Genomic DNA, 17,414 nt, shown 5'->3' with positions numbered 1-17,414 from the left:
ACGGGGATATTTCCTCTCTTATATATGGCGGACATTGCGATGATGAATCGTCGATTATCTACGTTTGTGCTGTCGCTGTGTCTGATGCTTCCTGTGCTGGCACAGGCTGGGCCCGCGGCCGATTTCGCCACGGCCAACCGCACGCAGCAGGCTGAACTGTTGCAACAATGGGCCGCGGGGCCTGATCCCGCACGCTTGCCGCTATTACAGGCACTGCGCGATGAATCCGTGGTGCTCGATCAGAACCAGCAGCCATTTATGGATGTGCAGGGGACGTTAACGCCGCTGGAAGGACACGCAGAGCCGGTTGGCGCGACCAAAAAGCTGTTTATGAATAACCGCCTGCGTGTGCTAATTGCCACCGCGCTGGCCTCGCATCAGCTCGTTAGCGACGATGCCGCAACGCGTCTGAATGCCGTACGGCAGTTGCAAAGCGAGAGCAGTGCGGACCAATTGCCGCTGTTGGTGCAGCGCCTTGAGGTAGAAAAAGATGCGCAGGTGCACGATGCGCTGAATACCGCTATTGCGACCCGGCAGTTAAGCGATCCCAATCCGCTGGTACGTCTGGAGGCGGTCAAACGCTTAGGGCAGACCGGCGACCCGCAGATGCAGGCGCGCTTACAACCTTTGACGCAGGCGCAAAACGAGCCGGATACCGGGGTGCGGGCGGCGGCGCAGGAAAGTCTGGATCAGATTAAGCAAAGCTTGATCGTCGGTGATCTGCTGGGGCAGGCGTTTACCGGCTTGTCGCTCGGTTCTATTTTGCTGCTGGCGGCGCTGGGGCTGGCGATCACGTATGGGCTGTTGGGCGTCATCAACATGGCGCACGGTGAAATGCTGATGCTGGGCGCGTACGCGACCTGGCTGGTGCAGTCGCTGTGCCAGCAGTTTGCCCCCGATTGGCTGGCGTACTATCCACTGCTGGCGTTGCCTGTCGCCTTCTTCATTACGGCTGGCGTCGGTATGGCGCTGGAACGTACGGTGATCCGTCATCTGTATGGCCGACCGCTGGAAACGCTGCTGGCAACCTGGGGAATTAGCCTGATGCTGATTCAACTGGTGCGGATGCTGTTCGGTACGCAAAATCTGGAAGTGGCGAACCCCGCGTGGCTGTCCGGCGGGCTACGTGTATTGCCGAATCTGGTGCTGCCGTATAACCGCATCGCGGTGATTGTATTCGTCCTCGGCGTGTTGCTGCTCACCTGGCTCTTACTCAATAAAACTCGCCTCGGCATGAATGTTCGGGCGGTGACGCAAAATCGGGCGATGGCGGACTGTTGCGGCGTGCCGACGGGACGCGTCGATATGCTGGCCTTTGGGCTGGGCTCCGGTATCGCCGGGCTGGGCGGTGTGGCGCTGTCGCAGCTAGGCAACGTCGGGCCGGAACTGGGACAGGGTTACATCATCGATTCATTCCTTGTTGTCGTGCTGGGTGGCGTAGGGCAGCTTGCCGGAACGGTGGTGGCCGCCTTCAGCCTCGGCATTCTCAACAAAGTGCTGGAGCCGCAGATCGGTGCCGTGTTGGGCAAAATCGTCATTCTGGTCCTGATCGTGCTGTTTATTCAGAAGCGACCACAGGGGCTTTTTGCATTTAAAGGACGGGTGATTGACTGATGACGCAACCTATTACGCAACCCATGACGATAACCATGACGCAGCGCGCGCCGCGACTGATGTTTGGCCTCGGTTCGATCGCTTTCCTGACTTTGCTGATCCTGCCGTTTCTCGCACTGTTACCCGCAGAAAATCCGCTAGCGATCTCGACCTATACGCTGACGCTGATCGGCAAAATTCTGTGCTATGCGATTGTTGCTGTCGCGCTGGATCTGGTGTGGGGCTACGCCGGGCTGCTGTCGCTCGGTCACGGCCTGTTTTTCGCGCTGGGTGGCTACGCGATGGGCATGTACCTGATGCGGCAGGCCGCTGGTGAAGGAATGCCTGCGTTTATGTCATTTCTGTCGTGGACGGAACTGCCGTGGTTCTGGGCGGGAACCCAGTATTTTGCCTGGGCACTGTGCCTGATTGTGCTGGTGCCGGGCGTGCTGGCATTTGTGTTCGGCTGGTTCGCGTTCCGTTCCAAAATTAAAGGCGTGTATTTCTCGATCATGACGCAGGCGCTGACCTACGCGGGCATGCTGCTGTTCTTCCGTAACGAAACCGGCTTTGGCGGCAATAACGGGTTTACTGGTTTTACCACGCTGCTCGGTTTCCCTATTACGGCGACGGGGACGCGCATCGGGCTGTTTGTCGCTACCGTGGTGTTGTTAATGGCCAGCCTGCTGGTGGGGTTTGCGCTGGCGCGCAGTAAATTTGGCCGCGTACTCACAGCGGTACGTGACGCAGAAAACCGTTTGATGTTTTGCGGCTACGATCCGAAAGGCTTCAAGCTGTTTGTCTGGACACTTTCCGCCGTGCTGTGCGGGCTAGCGGGCGCACTCTATGTGCCGCAGGTCGGTATTATCAATCCTGGCGAAATGTCGCCGACCAACTCTATCGAAGCCGCCATTTGGGTCGCGCTGGGTGGGCGTGGAACGCTGATCGGGCCGCTGCTCGGTGCGGGTATCGTCAACGGGGCGAAAAGCTGGTTTACCGTGGCCTTCCCTGAATACTGGCTGTTCTTTTTGGGGCTGATGTTTATTCTCGTCACGCTGTTTTTGCCGCGTGGCGTGATTGGATTGCTGACGAGGAAAAAACATGACTGAGCCTTTATCTGTGCCATCTGTCTCTGAGCCTGCGCATACGGTTGCCGCTCAGCCGATGTTTACACAACCGATGTTTGCACAGCCGCACCCGTCGGATCGCCATCGGCACCAGACCGATCCGGTGCTGCAACTCGACAAGATTAACGTGAGCTTTGACGGTTTCCGGGCGCTCACCGATCTGTCGTTGCAGATTGGCGTGGGAGAGCTGCGTTGCATCATCGGCCCCAACGGTGCGGGAAAAACGACGCTGATGGATGTCATCACTGGTAAAACGCGACCGGATAACGGCAAAGCGTTTTACGATCAGTACACTGACCTGACGACGCTATCGCCGGTAGAAATAGCCCGCGCGGGAATTGGGCGGAAATTCCAGAAACCGACCGTGTTTGAAGCGCTGACGGTATTTGAAAACCTCGATATTGCGCTGAAAACCGACAAGTCGGTGTGGGCGAGTCTGCGTGCCAAACTAAACAGCGAGCAGCGTGACCGGATTGACGAGACGCTGGCGCTGTTGCGACTCGGTCATGAACGGCAGCGACCCGCAGGGCTGCTGTCGCACGGGCAAAAGCAGTTTCTGGAGATCGGCATGCTGCTGGTACAAGAGCCGCATCTGTTGCTGCTCGATGAACCTGCGGCGGGGATGACGGACGCAGAAACGGTCTATACTGCCGAACTGTTCCGTAGTTTGGCAGGCAAACACTCGCTGATGGTGGTGGAGCACGATATGGGCTTTGTCGAGAGCATTGCCGATCGCGTTACCGTGCTGCATCAGGGGCAGGTGCTGGCAGAAGGATCGCTGCGTGACGTGCAGGCGAATGAGCAGGTGATTGACGTTTATCTGGGGCGCTAACATGTTAGAGATTTCAGAACTGAATCAATATTACGGCGGCAGCCACATCCTGCGCGGCCTGTCGTTCGAGGTGACACCGGGTGAGATAACCTGCCTGTTAGGGCGCAACGGCGTGGGGAAAACCACGCTGCTGAAATGCCTGATGGGCCTGATTCCGGCGAAATCCGGTACGATTCGCTGGCAGGGGGAAGCGATCAATACGCGAAAACCCTATCAGCGCGTGCAATCTGGCATTTCCTACGTGCCGCAAGGGCGGGAGATTTTTCCTCGTCTGACGGTAGAAGAGAATCTGCTGATGGGGCTGTCGCGCTTTCCGGGTAAACAGGCGCGGCAGGTGCCGGATGAGATCTACCAGCTTTTCCCGGTACTGGATGAAATGAAACAGCGGCGCGGCGGCGATTTGTCCGGCGGACAACAGCAGCAACTGGCGATTGGGCGGGCACTGGCCTGTAAACCACAGTTACTGATTCTGGATGAGCCGACCGAAGGCATACAGCCGTCGGTGATTAAAGAGATTGGCGCGGTGATTCGCCAACTGGCGCAGCGTGGCGACATGGCGATTCTGCTGGTCGAACAGTTTTACGACTTCGCCGCCGAACTGGCCGACAGCTATCTGGTGATGTCACGCGGGGAAATTATACAGCGCGGACGAGGTGAAACGATGGAACAGGACGGCGTGCGGGGGCTGGTCGCGATTTAATGTGAGTTGCTTATTATTTCTGTCTGGAATAATGAATAGGCTGCGTCTACATATTCTCAATATTACATAATGAGGAAACGCAGCCTGATTTTATTTAGCAGAGGGATTGCTAGTGAGCTAACTGTTTTTGTTATTCGGAACGTTAACGTGTCGTCCAGATTTTTGAATTATTCAGAATATAAAATTAAATCCAAAATCAAAAACTAAGTTAACTGGAAGTGAATTATTCTGCTTTTTCTATTAACAATGTTGCCTTGCCGATATTATCATGGCAATTATCATCACTGACATAGGCGATAAACGGCAACCCCGTGGTATCTACAACCGTTGGCGTGCTGGTGACGACGCCTCCCCATCGCGTGGTTTTAAATCCACCTTGTAACAGAACACTATCGATAATGCACTTATTAGGCGTGCCATCACAATTCATGCTGTTAGAAACGAGAGAAAAAACATACCTTCCTTGTTCTAACGTGAATTTTACTGGCGTGCCAGCTAGGGTATCCGTTATCGCTGCACTCACACAATTCCTCTGAGGATCGATAGTTATGCTCGTTGCTGCGTCTGCGGCGAAGGAAAAAAGAGCCAGCATGAACATGCTGATGGATGTCTTGCGCATGAGTAAATCTCCTGAAAAAATTATTTATTGATAAATTAATACAGCTTTGTCATGTATATAATAATCAGTAAACCAATCCATGAAAAACGACGGCCATCTTAAACCATAAAGTTTGAAATAATGTCAACGTTTTAACCTATCAATTAATTCCCACCAATATAACTTGGCGAATGTTGGTTGTTTATAATTTCCTAAGGCGTATTTGTGGTCGTTTATTCTCAATAAGCTGATGCTGTATTAAATGTAATGCTTGCTTAAGTCGTTTAATATACAGCCTTAGGAAGATGAATTTGATGTTTATCTTCAGTAAAAAAAGGAAACTTAAGGATGAGTAAATCGCTGAAGTTTTTTGCTGCGATCGGCATCATCGGTGTTGCTGCTGTGATCGGTACGATATGGCCGTATATCAAAATGGATTTCGCCAGCAGCGTGCACTATACCGAGCACGATAAAAGAGAATACGCGTTCTATACCCCGGATATTTTGAAAAGCATGCCGCGCATTACCGCTCGCTATGACTTCAATTTTTCGAACGTAACGGGCCCGGAAGCTAAAGTATGGACGGTGAACTTCTATGGCACTGACGATACTGGCAAAGTTCACACCTATTTGACGTCGATGGGTTATGAGAAGCAGGATCGTTGCGATGTTGAGGCTGAATGCTGGCGAACGGCTGGCACTCATGACGTTGTGACGGTGGCGACGTTTGATACCGATAAGAGCGTGATGGTTCAGGTTTATAGCAGTCCGTATGCTGAACGATTATCGCTTGAGTAATCATGTAAGGACGCAGTGGCTCCACTATTGTCAAATCACTGCGTCATTCTTGCTTTGCCTTATCTGATCGTATTTTGTATTGAGCGGTTTTAAAGTTAACACATATGATTTATCATATGTGTTAACTGAGTGTATAGAGAACCCAAAATGCTACAGCCCGTACAACTCTTCAAAATCCTTTCTGATGAAACTCGGCTATCCATCATCCTGCTGCTCAGAGAAGCGGGAGAATTGTGCGTCTGTGATATCTGCGCGGCCATCACGGAGTCTCAACCTAAAATTTCCCGTCATATGGCGATATTGCGTGAGTCAGGTTTAGTTCTTGATCGCCGAGAAGGGAAATGGATTCATTATCGATTGTCTCCACACATGCCAGCCTGGGCCGCAGAAACGATTCATACCGCATGGCAATGCCTGCGTGATGACGTTCGCCTGTGTCTGGCTACATCCGTTTCTTCTTCATGCTGAAGATAAAGAAACACATTCATTTTTACATATGTGATGGGGTAGGCATGCTACTGGCAGGGATAATATTTTTGCTGACTTTGATCTTTGTGATCTGGCAACCCAGAGGCCTGGGTATCGGTTGGAGTGCCAGTATCGGTGCAATATTCGCGCTGCTTAGCGGGGTTATTCATCTCAGTGATATTCCGATTGTCTGGGATATCGTCTGGAACGCGACGGCGACGTTTATTGCGGTGATTATTATCAGCCTATTGCTCGATGAATCGGGTTTTTTCGAATGGGCGGCACTGCACGTATCCCGATGGGGAAACGGGCGCAGGCGTCTGCTGTTTACCTTGATTGTCTTGTTGGGAGCGGCTGTTTCTGCGTTGTTTGCCAACGATGGCGCGGCGCTCATCCTTACGCCGATTGTGATTGCTATGTTATTGGCGCTGGGCTTCAGTAAAGGCACGACGTTGGCGTTTGTTATGGCTGCCGGATTTATTGCCGACACGGCTAGTCTGCCGCTCATTGTGTCTAATTTGGTTAATATTGTGTCTGCCGATTTTTTCAGCCTCGGTTTTACTGAATATGCCTCGGTCATGATGCCTGTCGACATCGCAGCGATTCTCGCGACGCTGGTTATGCTGCATTTATTCTTTCGCAAGGATATCCCCGCAACCTATGATGTATCGCGGCTGAAAGCACCCGCCAGCGCCATTAAAGACCTGGCAACGTTCAGAGCAGGGTGGATTGTTTTAGTGCTTCTGCTTACAGGATTCTTCGTCCTTGAACCGTTGGGTATTCCCGTCAGCGCCATTGCGGCCGTGGGCGCCGCTATTCTGCTTGCAGTGGCAAAAAAAAGTCATGCCATCAATACGGGTAAGGTACTGCGTGGTGCGCCATGGCAGATCGTAATCTTCTCACTCGGTATGTATTTAGTGGTCTATGGCCTGCGCAACGCGGGGTTAACGGAATACCTTTCCAGCATTCTGAATCTGTTTGCGGAGAAAGGGCTGTGGACTGCCACACTGGGCACGGGCTTTATCGCTGCGTTACTTTCCTCAATCATGAACAATATGCCCACCGTGTTGATTGGCGCCTTATCCATCGACGGCAGCACGGCATCCGGTGTTGTCAAAGACGCGATGATTTATGCCAACGTCATTGGTTGCGATTTGGGCCCCAAAATCACCCCCATTGGTAGCCTGGCGACACTGCTTTGGTTACATGTGTTATCACAGAAAAACATGACGATCAGTTGGGGATACTATTTCCGCACTGGGATTGTCATGACGCTGCCTGTGCTGTTTGTCACGTTGGCTGCGCTGGCGCTGCGGCTATCCATCACGTTGTAATGAGATATTGATATGAGCAAAATAACGATTTATCACAACCCAGACTGCGGCACCTCGCGTAATACACTCGAGATGATTCGTAACAGCGGCACAGAACCCACAATTATTTACTATCTTGATACGCCGCCTTCCCGTGATGAACTAGTCACACTGATTGGCGACATGGGAATAACGGTGCGTGCCTTGTTGCGCCAAAACGTAGAACCTTACGCATTATTGGGGCTGGCGGAAGAACGCTTTACTGACGAGCAACTCCTCGATTTCATGTTGCACTATCCGATCCTGATCAATCGTCCGATTGTGGTTACCTCACGAGGAACCCGGCTATGTCGTCCATCAGAACGGGTGCTGGATATTCTCCCCAATCCGCAGCAAGGCGCATTCACAAAAGAAGATGGAGAAAAAGTGACTGATGACACGGGGAAACGGGTGAAATAGAGTCAGAAGGATCGCTCTGACTCAATGCGTGTTCAGCCTTTACCATGGGGCATAGTGGGTTGTGTTGAGCGCCAGATGCCCGCTTTATAGCACCTTATTCAAAAAGTTGATCGTCCGCGGGTGACGAGGGTGGTTCAGCACCTGCCAGGAATCTCCGCTTTCGACAATTTTTCCATCCACCATAAATACAACTCGGTCGGCCACTTCACGTGCAAAGCCGATTTCATGTGTGACGACGACCAGCGTCACGCCGGAGCGGGCGAGTGATTTGATCACGTCCAGCACTTCCCCAACCAGTTCGGGATCGAGCGCGGACGTCGGTTCATCAAACAGCATCACTTTCGGCTTAAGTGCCAGGGCGCGGGCGATGGCGACGCGCTGCTGCTGGCCGCCAGACAGGTGACGGGGATAAGACTGGGCTTTATGGCGCAGGCCGACGCTTTCCAGCAGAGTAAAGGCGATATCTTCGGCTTCCTGGCGCGAATATAGCTTATGCGCCAACGGGGCTTCAATGATGTTTTCCAACACGGAAAGGTGCGGGAACAGATTGAAATTCTGGAATACATACCCGACGTTGATGCGCTGGCGTAGTACTTCCTTTTCTTTCAACTCATAGAGCGTATTCCCTTTGCGCCGATAGCCGATGTAGTCGCCGTCGATACGGATAAAGCCTTCGTCCACGCGTTCAAGGTGATTAATGGTGCGCAACAGCGTGGATTTCCCCGATCCGGACGGGCCGAGGATCACCGTGACGGAACCGGGCGCCAGCGTCAGATTGATATCGTCCAGCGCTTTGTGTTGACCAAAATGTTTCGCCACGTTGCGAATCTCAATCAGCCCGCGGGCGTTTTCTGCCTGTGGCTGGGCGGCGGTGCGCGCGTGAGCAAAGTAGTCGATAGCTTCAGACATGGTGAATCTCCAAAATAGAGTGAGTTAACGTGCGCGCTTGCGCGTCAGGAAACGGACGAGTCTCTGGCGCGGCGTTGGCGGCATTTCACGCACGGCACCGCGGGACACATAGCGTTCCACGTAATATTGGATGACGGATAGCACCGTGGTGATCAGCAGATACCAGATGGTGGCGACCATCAGCAGCGGAATAACCTGCTGCGTACGGTTGTAGATGACCTGAACGGTGTAAAACAGCTCCGGCAACGCCAGCACGTAAACGATCGACGTACCTTTTGCCAGACTGATGATTTCGTTGAAACCGGTGGGCAGAATCGAACGCAGCGCCTGCGGCAGAATGATGCGTACTGTCCGGCGACCGCCGGGCAGGCCGAGTGCGGCGGAGGCTTCAAACTGGCCAGCATCTACGCCAAGAATCCCGCCGCGAATAATCTCTGCCGTATAGGCGGACTGCACCAGCGTCAGGCCAAGCACGGCAACGGAAAATTGATCCAGTAAATCGATCGTCGGGTAGCGTAGGAAGACAACGGAGGTAAACGGAATTCCCAGCGCCAGTTCGTCATAGAGATACGAGAAATTGTACAGAATGATCAGCACCAGAATCAGCGGCAGCGAGCGGAACAGCCAGATATACAGCCACGACAGCGTGGAAAGCAGATAAGATGGCGAAAGTCGGGCCAGCGCCAATGCGGTACCGAAAATAATGCTGAATAATGTGCCAAGCGCAGTCAATAGCAGCGTTTGCCCCAGACCAGCGAGAATGACCGGATTGAAAAACCACTCGGCAAAGACTGCCCATTCCCAGCGCGGGTTCAGCGCGATTGACTGAACTATGCCGGCAAAAATGAACAGCGAAAACAGCGCGCCAGCAAAACGAAAGGGATAGCGCGCCGGCACGATGCGCAACGGCGCGTCCTGTGCCTGGCTCAGCGGCGCTTGCTGAGAAGAGGTGTGTAGAGATTGTGTCATAATCGATACCCTTTGAAGGTGATTCTGGAAAACGTCCTTTTGCTTTTAATCACCGCACAGGGTGAGTCTCGGTGTACTGGGGTCAACACACTTTCAAATGGCGAGCGATAAGATCGACTTCCGTTTGGCGGGCAGCCTGAGGCGCTGTGACGTCAAACAGCGCTTTCTTAAACGGAAGCCGTCCATCGTAAGGCGGAATACTGTAGGTTACGGGATCAACGCTGATATCGAACTGAGGCGTATAGCCGTGGCTCAGATAGAGGTTCACCGCTTCTGGCTGGCGGAAACCCGTGGTCAGGAAAAAGTGCTGATAGCCTAACCGACGGGCGTGCTGCTCCAACTCCTGCATCACTTTCCCTGCCAGCCCCTGACGGCGCAGCGAATGATCCGTCCATACCCGCTTAATTTCGGCAGTGGTGCTGTCGTAGCGTTTAAACGCGCCGGTGGCAATCGGTACGCCCCGACGCAGCAGCGCAATAAAAATGCCGTGCGGCTGCTGGTAGATTCCCGGTGGATCGCTTTCCCGCTCACCAAAAAAGTCGCCATAGCGCTGTGCATATTCCGCAAACAGACCGTCGATAATGGGTGCCACGATAGGGTCTTCGGGCTGGGTCACAATGAAGATGTCGTCGGACATGGGATGCTCCTGATTCGTTAGCGTATACGGGCTATCGGTAACCATTGCGTGTCGAGCGTGGCGTCCCGATAGCCATCGGGCGGTATTAGTCGCCCAGTCCCGGCGGATTGATTTCTGAACGGTCAATACGTTCGATGCTTTCGCCCCAGCGGTTCAGCACCTGGTCGTATTCGCCACTTTTAATCACGCCGTTCAGCGCGGTATTAATCGGCTGTACCAGCCCGCTGCCTTTGCGCGTGGTGACCGCGATATGCGCGACGTTGGGGTAGCCGCCGTTGACCGTACCGACATGCTTAACTTTTCCGGTTAGCTCTGCTTTGTACGCGCCGATCACGTTGGGGCCGAAATAAGCGTCTGAGCGGCCGGATTGCAGGCTCAGATTGGCGGCCGCATCGTCCGTGACATAAATCGGCTGAAAGGCGGGCAGGCCGTTGGCGCGATTTTGCTTATCCCATGCCAGCAGCACCGCTTCCTGATTGGTGCCGGAGCCGACAATAATCTTCAGCCCGGCGATGTCTTTCGCTTCCTTGATGGACTGAATCTTACTGGTGGATTTGACATAGAAGCCGAGTGAGTCGACGCGGTAGGTGGCGAAATCAAACTTTTCCTTGCGTTCTTTAGTGACGGTAATGTTGATGATGGCGGCGTCGTACTTGCCGGAGGACACACCGAGCGGCCAGTCTTCCCATGAGGTTGGAACGATGTTCAGCTCCAGCCCGAGGCTGTCGGCCACCAGTCGGGCGATATCCGGTTCGCTGCCCACCACGGTTTTGTTGTCGTCGGCCAGAAACGCCAGCGGCGGTGACGACCCCAGCGCGGCAATTGCCACGGTGAATTTACCCGGCGTGACGAAGGTAAAGTCAGCCGGAATTTGTGCTATAGCCTCCGCGTTCTTCGGTGCGTGGATCGGCTGCTGATTGGCTTTCAGGTCGATAGCCGCCTGTGCGCCAGTCGTCATGGACAGCGATCCGAACAGCAGCGATCCCGTCAGTAGCCTTGTCAGCAGTGATGGGCGTAAACGGTGTGTCTTGGATGAATAGGCGATATCTTTTTGCATTTGTTTTTCCCTTGCAGGTGACTATTTATAATGGTTTTCGTGACGCCGTCACTTTATGGTGTGCTGTTGTTACTTAATCGCCGATACCCGGCGGGTTCACGACGGACTGAGTGATTTTTTCATCGTCTTCACCCCAGCGATCCAGCACCTGCGCATAGCTGCCGTGGTGGATCGCACCATTGATGGTGGTGCTGATGGGCTGTGCCAGACCGTTACCTTTCTGCGTGGTGACCGCGACATAAGCGACCGTCGGGCCTTTGCCTACCATGCGTGTCTTGCCCGTCAGCGCCGCTTTATACGCCCCGATGGAGTGCGGGCCGAAAAACGCATCGACGCGCCCGGACTGAATGCTCAGGTTGGCGGCGGCATCATCGGTAACGTAGACTGGCTGTACAGGAGGAAGGCCGCTGGCGCGGTTTTGCCGATCCCAGCCCAGCAGAATGTTTTCCTGATTGGTGCCGGAGCCGACAATCACTTTCAGACCGGCCACATCCTCCGGCTTGTTAATCGACGTAATCTTGCTGGTCGATTTCACGTAGAAACCCAGCGTATCAATGCGATACGTGGCAAAGTCGAACTTCTCTTTGCGGAGTTTGGTCACGGCGATATTAAAAATGGCGGCGTCATATTTCCCCGCAGTGATGCCCAGCGGCCAATCTTCCCAGGAGGCGGGCACCAGCTTCAGCTCTAGCCCGAGACCGTCGGCAACCAGTCGCGCAATATCGGCATCGCTGCCGATAAGTGTTTTGTTATCGTCAGCCAACAGCGACAGCGGCGGTGAACTGAGCGCCGAGACGGCAATCGTCAGCTTTCCGGGCGTCACGAATTTGAAATGAGCCGGGATCTGTGCAATGGCCTCAGCGTTTTTCTCAGTACGAATAGGCGTTTGATTGGCTTTCAGGTCGATACGGCTAACGAATCCTGCATCTTGCGCCTGCGCATGGGTTACCAGCGTGGCGTTCAATAATGTCGCCAGACCTGTTACGGTGATAAAAGGGGAACGCTTCACGGTGAATCTCCTGTGGCGCGAATTAGCGCGTGAATTGATTCACCGGGTAATCCAGCGCCAGATTTTCCCGCAGCGTGTAGCCGGGATATTCCTGACGGAACAGGCCGCGCTGTTGCAGCAGGGGAACGACGCGATCGACAAAGTGGTTGAGCGTATCCGGCGTACCGCCCTGAATGATGAAGCCATCGGCGGCACCGTTTTCAAACCAGAGCTGTAAGCCATCCGCCACCTGTTCGGGTGTGCCGCTGAAGACAGGGCGCGGTGACGCTGCTTCCAGCGCGACCTGTCGCAGCGTTAAGCCTTTTTCCTGCGCGTTGCGCTTGATTTCGTCGGTGGTGCTGCGGAAGCTGTTTTTCCCCAAATCGCCGATATCAGGGAAGGGCTCATCCAGCGGATGTTGTGAGAAATCGTAGTGCTCAAAGTAGCGGCCCAGATAATTGAGGGCGTCCTCAATCGTGACCAGTTGTGCGGTTTCCTGATACTGACGCTCTACGTCTTCCGCATCGTTGCCGACAATCACGCTGACGCCCTGGAAGACGTGTAGCTGATCGGCCCGGCGACCGTTTTCTTCTAGTTTCTGTTTTACCTCGCGGTAATAGCGCTGCGACTCTTCCAGCGTGTGTTGATGGGTGAAGATGGCATCGGCGTGCTTGGCGGCCAGTTTTTGGCCGTCTTCCGATGCGCCCGCCTGAAACACAATAGGGCGACCCTGCGCGGATCGGCCAATATTCAGCGGCCCCTGTACCGAGAAGAATTCCCCTTTATGGTTCAACGTGTGCAATTTTTCGGGATCGAAGAACTGTCCGCTGGCTTTGTCACGAATAAAGGCATCGTCTTCCCAGGAATCCCACAGGCCTTTCGCCACCTGAAGGAATTCATCGGCAATGCGGTAACGCAGCGCGTGTTCCGGGTGCTGCGCGCGGGAAAAATTTTTCGCCGACCCTTCCAGCGGTGATGTCACCACGTTCCAGCCTGCGCGGCCGTTGCTCAGGTGGTCGAGGCTGGCAAACTGCCGAGCCGTGGTGAAGGGTTCGGAGTAAGACGTTGAGAGCGTACCGACCAGGCCAATATGAGTAGTGACGGTGGCCAGTGCGGACAGCAGCGTCAACGGTTCAAAGCGATTGAGAAAGTGAGGGATCGATTTCTCGTTGATATACAGGCCGTCGGCCACGAAGACAAAATCAAATTTCCCTTGTTCGGCTTTTTTTACCGCATCCAGAACAAAACCAAAATTAATACTGGCGTCGGGTACGACGTTTTTATGCCGCCACGCTGACATATTTCCTGCTGCGCCTTGTAATATTAAACCCAGTCTTAATTGTCGGTTTGAAGATGTTTGCTGTTTACTCATTATCAAGAACCTTTTATTAATTGAATGTGCTTGTTATTCGTTGAATATGTTTATTCTTAATTGGTCGTACTTCCATGAAAGTGAAAACAGCCCATCAATAAACCGGCTATCAATTAACAAGCCATCAATAGGCATTCACGTATTCAATGAAAGGTTAATAGGGCGTTAATGGCGTGTTTTCACTATTGATGAGGCGAGGCATGATGTAAAACAACAAAAATGGATAATGAAATTCGAAAATTTCAGATGATGACGCGGCTTATTTTGTTAGTATAATGTTAATGATTGTGTCTCTCGCCGTATTTAAAGGAAGCATGTAATGTCTGATCTTGTTGCTGAACGACTCGTTACCGCGAATGACGCGGCTCTCTCTGCGGCGGTTGCCAGCGTTGACCAGCAGGCGTTTCGCGATGCGATGGCAAAGCTGAGCGCGGCGGTCAATGTCGTTACGACGGATGGCCCGGCAGGTAAGGCCGGATTTACGGCATCCGCCGTGTCCAGCGTCAGCGATACGCCCGGTACGCTGCTGGTGTGTCTGAATCGCGGGTCGTCGGTGTATCCCACGTTTCAGACGAATACGCATTTGTGCATCAATACGCTGGCCGCGCATCATGAAGCGCTGTCGTCGCTGTTTGGCAGCCGCTCGTCTACCGAAGAACGGTTTGCGGCGGCGGAGTGGGACGTGCTGCACACGGGCTCACCGGTGTTGCGGGATGCGCTGGTGGCGTTTGACTGCCTGGTTGAGGAAGTGGTGAGCGCGGCGACGCACGATATTTTTATTTGCCGGGTGTTAGCGATTAAGCAGGGTGAAAGTACGGATGGTCTGGTGTATTTTTCTCGCCGTTATCATGCTGTTCGGGGTTAACCCATACCGCTTTCTCACCTAATCCCGATCGTTTGACGATCGAGATACCCGGAGCAACCACGGGGTGAGGCGTCCCTGCGGGAACCTCATCCCCGTGTCTCTCCTAATATCGGATTAATGTAATCAATACCCCTCCGCCGAATTGATCGTGCGGAGGGGATTTTATTTGCAGAACAAAGCATTACGATGGAGACAGTACCGCCTGTGGAGCGGTGCTCTTTGTGGTACGCAGGCGATGCAGTGCCGCTTCCGCTAACTGTGCGAAATAGCGTGAAGCGGGCGCAATCGCGCTTTCATCTGGGTTGAATTGAGGATGGTGCAAACCAAATTCACTGTTTGAACCAATGCTGACAAACGTGCCTGGCACGTCCTGAAGATAAAGCGCAAAGTCCTCGCCGCTCATTTGCAGTTCGGCGTTTTCTACCTGATAGCCCGCGTCTCGGGCAATTTGCTTGCTGAAATCGGCCCATTCACTGGTGTTCACGACCGCAGGCGGGCCTGGATACCATTTCAGTTCCGCTTTTGCACCCAGTGCAACGGCAATACCGCCGATTAACTGTTCAATGCGCTCCGGTATTTCTGCACGAATCGCGGCATTATAGGTGCGTACCGTGCCTTCCAGTTCTACCGTTTGCGGCAGGACGTTCCAGGTGTTACCGCCCTGAATACGTGTGACGCTGATGACCAGCGATTCCAGCGAACTGAAGCTGCGGCTCGGCAGTGTTTGCAGCGCATTGACGATATTGCAGGCGGTGACGATGCTGTCGATGCCCTGTTCGGGTTTGGCGGCGTGCGCGCCTTTGCCGGTAATGTGAATAGCGAATCGATCCACGTTGGCATAAAACGGGCCGCTGCGTGTCGCGAAGGTGCCAGCGGGAAGCTCAGGCGCATTGTGCAGGCCGAAAACGGCGGCGACATCGGCGAGCGCGCCGGCGCGGATGAGCTGTTTGGCACCGGTAGAAACTTCTTCTGCGGGTTGGAAAAACAGCCTGATTTTACCCGGTAAGACAGATTCGCGTTTTTTCAGCAAACAGGCGGCACCGAGCATAACTGCGGTGTGGAAATCGTGTCCGCAGGCATGCATGACGCCAGCGTGCTGAGAGCGAAACGGCACATCGACTAACTCTTCAATCGGCAGCGCATCAATATCGGCCCGCAGCGCAATCGTCGGGCCGATGCCGTGACCGATCTCGGCAACGACGCCGGTGGTGAGTGTCAGGGGCAACAGGCGGATACCTTTCTCTTGTAGCCAGCGGGTAATGTGCGCGGTGGTTTGGTGTTCCTGATTGGACAGTTCTGGGTACTGATGTAAGTGCCGTCGCCAGTTAATTAACTGTTGCTCGAATGACGTATCACAACAGGGGATAGAGTCAGCCATATCAATACACCTCCTTAACAAAACGTAAACACGATAAAGGTAGCTGATAGCCACTCAATGGATAAATACCGTCTGGTTATATTTCATATCTTTTTATCCCGGCATATTTCAGACTTTCCGCCTGTCGCCGTTATTAAAATATCTGCTAACAAAACCCATTATTGATATTTATATTTCACACTATTATGCAACATCCTTCTTATTCTGCTTTGGTACTGGCCGAATTTTATTGCACCTTTTATTTAAACGGCGTTTGAAATGACGGGTTTTTAAATGCATAGCCTTGCAATAAATAGCGCTAACGGATAGTCGCTGAAAATAAGGAAACATCGTGGGATATAAGCTCAGTTTATTAGATCAAAGTCCGATCGCCGAAGGAATGAATGCGGCGCAGGCGTTGGCGCAAACCGTGTCGCTGGCGAAAGTGGCAGAAGCGCTTGGCTATTACCGCTTTTGGGTTTCCGAGCATCATAATTCCGATGAGTTGGCGGGATCGTCTCCCGAGGTCTTAATCACCTGGCTGCTGGCGCACACGACAACGCTGCGCATCGGTTCCGGCGGGGTGATGTTACAGCACTACAGCCCGTATAAGGTTGCAGAGAATTTTCATGTGATCAGCGCTCTGGCGGGCGGACGTGTGGATTTGGGGATCGGCAAAGCGCCGGGCGGACTGCCGCTGGCGACGCGGGCGCTACAGCAGGAGATCGGTGAGACGCAGAGGGTTGCCTTTACGGAGAAGCTACATCAGCTAAACCGCTTTCTCGACAATCATGACGAGACGGCCGAGCGTCTGAATGCCACGCCATTACCTGAACATACGCCACAGCGCTTTCTGTTGGGTGCCAGTCAGGAGAGTGCGCGGTTAGCTGCTTCGCTGGGCTGGAGTTTTGTGTTCGCCGGGTTCATCAATGCCAGTGAAGCGCTGCTGACGGAATCCCTGCTGAATTATCGGGAACTGAAGCCAGTCAGCGCCCAGACGCTGCTGTCGCTGTCGGTGATTGCCGCCGAACGGCATGAGGATGCCGAGGCGCTGGCCAGCACGCAGCATAACTATAAGGTTTACATTGAGAACAAGCCGCCGCTGACGGTAGGCAGCCAGGAACAGGCCGACAATTTCGTTCGACAAGCGGGCGCGACGGATTTCCGCATTGTGCAGGAGCCGCGCAATGTGCTTTACGGCACGCCGGAGCATATCCATCAGCGTCTGGAAAGCTACCATCAGCGTTTTGGCGTGGATGAGTTCATTATCCACACGCCCGTGACATCTCCCCGCGAGCGCGAGACATCGATTCGGCTGCTGGCGCAGCGCTGAAAACGTGAGCGATGACAAGGCGGTGCCGCCGTTTGATCA

General features: G+C 53.6%; 18 protein-coding genes. 10 read left to right on the top strand and 8 right to left on the bottom strand.

Going from position 1 to position 17,414, the window contains the following annotated elements:
* Window positions 1-24 precede the first annotated feature (24 nt).
* From urtB to urtE, 4 genes are read left to right on the top strand one after another with little or no spacing between them, the layout of a single operon-like run.
* Complete coding sequence (gene urtB / locus R9X49_RS07675) at window positions 25-1,614, top strand: urea ABC transporter permease subunit UrtB (RefSeq protein WP_319847826.1); 1,590 nt, start codon at window positions 25-27, stop codon at window positions 1,612-1,614.
* Window positions 1,615-1,625: 11 nt separating this feature from the next.
* Window positions 1,626-2,702: an urea ABC transporter permease subunit UrtC gene (gene urtC / locus R9X49_RS07670; RefSeq protein WP_319848609.1), complete on the top strand. Its 1,077-nt coding sequence runs from the start codon at window positions 1,626-1,628 to the stop codon at window positions 2,700-2,702.
* A gap of 55 nt (window positions 2,703-2,757) precedes the next feature.
* Complete coding sequence (gene urtD, locus R9X49_RS07665) at window positions 2,758-3,552, top strand: urea ABC transporter ATP-binding protein UrtD (RefSeq protein WP_319848608.1); 795 nt, start codon at window positions 2,758-2,760, stop codon at window positions 3,550-3,552.
* A 1-nt stretch (window position 3,553) separates the two neighbouring features.
* Window positions 3,554-4,252, top strand: a complete 699-nt coding sequence (gene urtE, locus R9X49_RS07660; RefSeq protein WP_319847825.1) for an urea ABC transporter ATP-binding subunit UrtE — start codon at window positions 3,554-3,556, stop codon at window positions 4,250-4,252.
* 223 nt (window positions 4,253-4,475) lie between these two features.
* On the opposite strand, the gene R9X49_RS07655 is transcribed toward urtE, so the two are convergent.
* Window positions 4,476-4,871 (bottom strand): hypothetical protein, encoded by a 396-nt coding sequence (locus R9X49_RS07655; protein ID WP_319847824.1) that lies wholly within the window; start codon window positions 4,869-4,871, stop codon window positions 4,476-4,478.
* 327 nt (window positions 4,872-5,198) lie between these two features.
* On the opposite strand from R9X49_RS07655, the gene R9X49_RS07650 reads away from it, so the two are divergent.
* The 4 genes from R9X49_RS07650 to arsC all read left to right on the top strand — a co-directional run bounded on the left by R9X49_RS07650 (window position 5,199) and on the right by arsC (window position 7,888).
* The gene (locus R9X49_RS07650; RefSeq protein WP_319847823.1) at window positions 5,199-5,648 is read left to right on the top strand and encodes a hypothetical protein; all 450 of its coding nucleotides are present in this window, start codon (window positions 5,199-5,201) and stop codon (window positions 5,646-5,648) included.
* Between the two features lie 147 nt (window positions 5,649-5,795).
* Window positions 5,796-6,116 (top strand): metalloregulator ArsR/SmtB family transcription factor, encoded by a 321-nt coding sequence (locus R9X49_RS07645; protein WP_319847822.1) that lies wholly within the window; start codon window positions 5,796-5,798, stop codon window positions 6,114-6,116.
* Between the two features lie 44 nt (window positions 6,117-6,160).
* The gene (locus R9X49_RS07640) at window positions 6,161-7,450 is read left to right on the top strand and encodes an arsenic transporter (protein ID WP_319847821.1); all 1,290 of its coding nucleotides are present in this window, start codon (window positions 6,161-6,163) and stop codon (window positions 7,448-7,450) included.
* A gap of 12 nt (window positions 7,451-7,462) precedes the next feature.
* Window positions 7,463-7,888 (top strand): glutaredoxin-dependent arsenate reductase, encoded by a 426-nt coding sequence (gene arsC, locus R9X49_RS07635; RefSeq protein ID WP_319847820.1) that lies wholly within the window; start codon window positions 7,463-7,465, stop codon window positions 7,886-7,888.
* Between the two features lie 84 nt (window positions 7,889-7,972).
* Here the strand turns inward: arsC and R9X49_RS07630 are convergent, their stop codons facing one another.
* From R9X49_RS07630 to R9X49_RS07605, 6 genes are all read right to left on the bottom strand, one after another.
* Window positions 7,973-8,797 carry an amino acid ABC transporter ATP-binding protein gene (locus tag R9X49_RS07630; protein ID WP_319847819.1) on the bottom strand — a complete coding sequence of 275 codons (825 nt, stop codon included), beginning with the start codon at window positions 8,795-8,797 and terminating at the stop codon, window positions 7,973-7,975.
* A gap of 24 nt (window positions 8,798-8,821) precedes the next feature.
* Window positions 8,822-9,766, bottom strand: coding sequence for an amino acid ABC transporter permease (locus R9X49_RS07625; protein ID WP_319847818.1), 945 nt, complete (start codon window positions 9,764-9,766; stop codon window positions 8,822-8,824).
* A gap of 82 nt (window positions 9,767-9,848) precedes the next feature.
* On the bottom strand, window positions 9,849-10,403 hold the full coding sequence (locus tag R9X49_RS07620; protein WP_319847817.1) for a GNAT family N-acetyltransferase: 555 nt from the start codon (window positions 10,401-10,403) through the stop codon (window positions 9,849-9,851).
* A gap of 85 nt (window positions 10,404-10,488) precedes the next feature.
* Window positions 10,489-11,460 (bottom strand): ABC transporter substrate-binding protein, encoded by a 972-nt coding sequence (locus R9X49_RS07615; protein ID WP_319847816.1) that lies wholly within the window; start codon window positions 11,458-11,460, stop codon window positions 10,489-10,491.
* Between the two features lie 73 nt (window positions 11,461-11,533).
* Window positions 11,534-12,469 carry a transporter substrate-binding domain-containing protein gene (locus R9X49_RS07610; protein ID WP_319847815.1) on the bottom strand — a complete coding sequence of 312 codons (936 nt, stop codon included), beginning with the start codon at window positions 12,467-12,469 and terminating at the stop codon, window positions 11,534-11,536.
* A 22-nt stretch (window positions 12,470-12,491) separates the two neighbouring features.
* A complete protein-coding gene (locus R9X49_RS07605) occupies window positions 12,492-13,820 on the bottom strand; it encodes an LLM class flavin-dependent oxidoreductase (protein ID WP_039319517.1) in 1,329 nt (442 codons plus the stop codon).
* 319 nt (window positions 13,821-14,139) lie between these two features.
* On the opposite strand from R9X49_RS07605, the gene R9X49_RS07600 reads away from it, so the two are divergent.
* Entirely contained in the window at window positions 14,140-14,685 is a 546-nt protein-coding gene (locus R9X49_RS07600) for a flavin reductase (protein WP_319847814.1), read from the top strand.
* 181 nt (window positions 14,686-14,866) lie between these two features.
* Here the strand turns inward: R9X49_RS07600 and R9X49_RS07595 are convergent, their stop codons facing one another.
* Window positions 14,867-16,063, bottom strand: coding sequence for a M20 peptidase aminoacylase family protein (locus tag R9X49_RS07595; protein WP_319847813.1), 1,197 nt, complete (start codon window positions 16,061-16,063; stop codon window positions 14,867-14,869).
* Between the two features lie 331 nt (window positions 16,064-16,394).
* Here R9X49_RS07595 and R9X49_RS07590 point away from each other — a divergent pair, with 331 nt between their 5' ends.
* Entirely contained in the window at window positions 16,395-17,375 is a 981-nt protein-coding gene (locus tag R9X49_RS07590) for an LLM class flavin-dependent oxidoreductase (protein WP_319847812.1), read from the top strand.
* Window positions 17,376-17,414: the final 39 nt, after the last annotated feature.

Origin of the sequence: Pectobacterium carotovorum (genome assembly GCF_033898505.1) — a bacterium.
GTDB classification, from domain to species: Bacteria; Pseudomonadota; Gammaproteobacteria; order Enterobacterales; family Enterobacteriaceae; genus Pectobacterium; species Pectobacterium carotovorum_J.
Note: the sequence above shows the minus strand (reverse complement) of the source record. Positions and strands in the feature narration are given on the sequence as shown.

Bases quoted from the DNA above. Each gene is read 5' to 3' on its own strand.
- R9X49_RS07605 (WP_039319517.1), bottom strand. From the start codon at position 13,820: ATGAGTAAACAGCAAACATCTTCAAACCGACAATTAAGACTGGGTTTA.
- R9X49_RS07595 (WP_319847813.1), bottom strand. From the start codon at position 16,063: ATGGCTGACTCTATCCCCTGTTGTGATACGTCATTCGAGCAACAGTTA.
- R9X49_RS07625 (WP_319847818.1), bottom strand. From the start codon at position 9,766: ATGACACAATCTCTACACACCTCTTCTCAGCAAGCGCCGCTGAGCCAG.
- arsC (WP_319847820.1), top strand. From the start codon at position 7,463: ATGAGCAAAATAACGATTTATCACAACCCAGACTGCGGCACCTCGCGT.
- R9X49_RS07630 (WP_319847819.1), bottom strand. From the start codon at position 8,797: ATGTCTGAAGCTATCGACTACTTTGCTCACGCGCGCACCGCCGCCCAG.
- R9X49_RS07615 (WP_319847816.1), bottom strand. From the start codon at position 11,460: ATGCAAAAAGATATCGCCTATTCATCCAAGACACACCGTTTACGCCCA.
- R9X49_RS07645 (WP_319847822.1), top strand. From the start codon at position 5,796: ATGCTACAGCCCGTACAACTCTTCAAAATCCTTTCTGATGAAACTCGG.
- R9X49_RS07600 (WP_319847814.1), top strand. From the start codon at position 14,140: ATGTCTGATCTTGTTGCTGAACGACTCGTTACCGCGAATGACGCGGCT.
- R9X49_RS07640 (WP_319847821.1), top strand. From the start codon at position 6,161: ATGCTACTGGCAGGGATAATATTTTTGCTGACTTTGATCTTTGTGATC.
- R9X49_RS07620 (WP_319847817.1), bottom strand. From the start codon at position 10,403: ATGTCCGACGACATCTTCATTGTGACCCAGCCCGAAGACCCTATCGTG.
- urtD (WP_319848608.1), top strand. From the start codon at position 2,758: ATGTTTACACAACCGATGTTTGCACAGCCGCACCCGTCGGATCGCCAT.
- R9X49_RS07650 (WP_319847823.1), top strand. From the start codon at position 5,199: ATGAGTAAATCGCTGAAGTTTTTTGCTGCGATCGGCATCATCGGTGTT.
- urtE (WP_319847825.1), top strand. From the start codon at position 3,554: ATGTTAGAGATTTCAGAACTGAATCAATATTACGGCGGCAGCCACATC.
- urtB (WP_319847826.1), top strand. From the start codon at position 25: ATGGCGGACATTGCGATGATGAATCGTCGATTATCTACGTTTGTGCTG.
- R9X49_RS07655 (WP_319847824.1), bottom strand. From the start codon at position 4,871: ATGCGCAAGACATCCATCAGCATGTTCATGCTGGCTCTTTTTTCCTTC.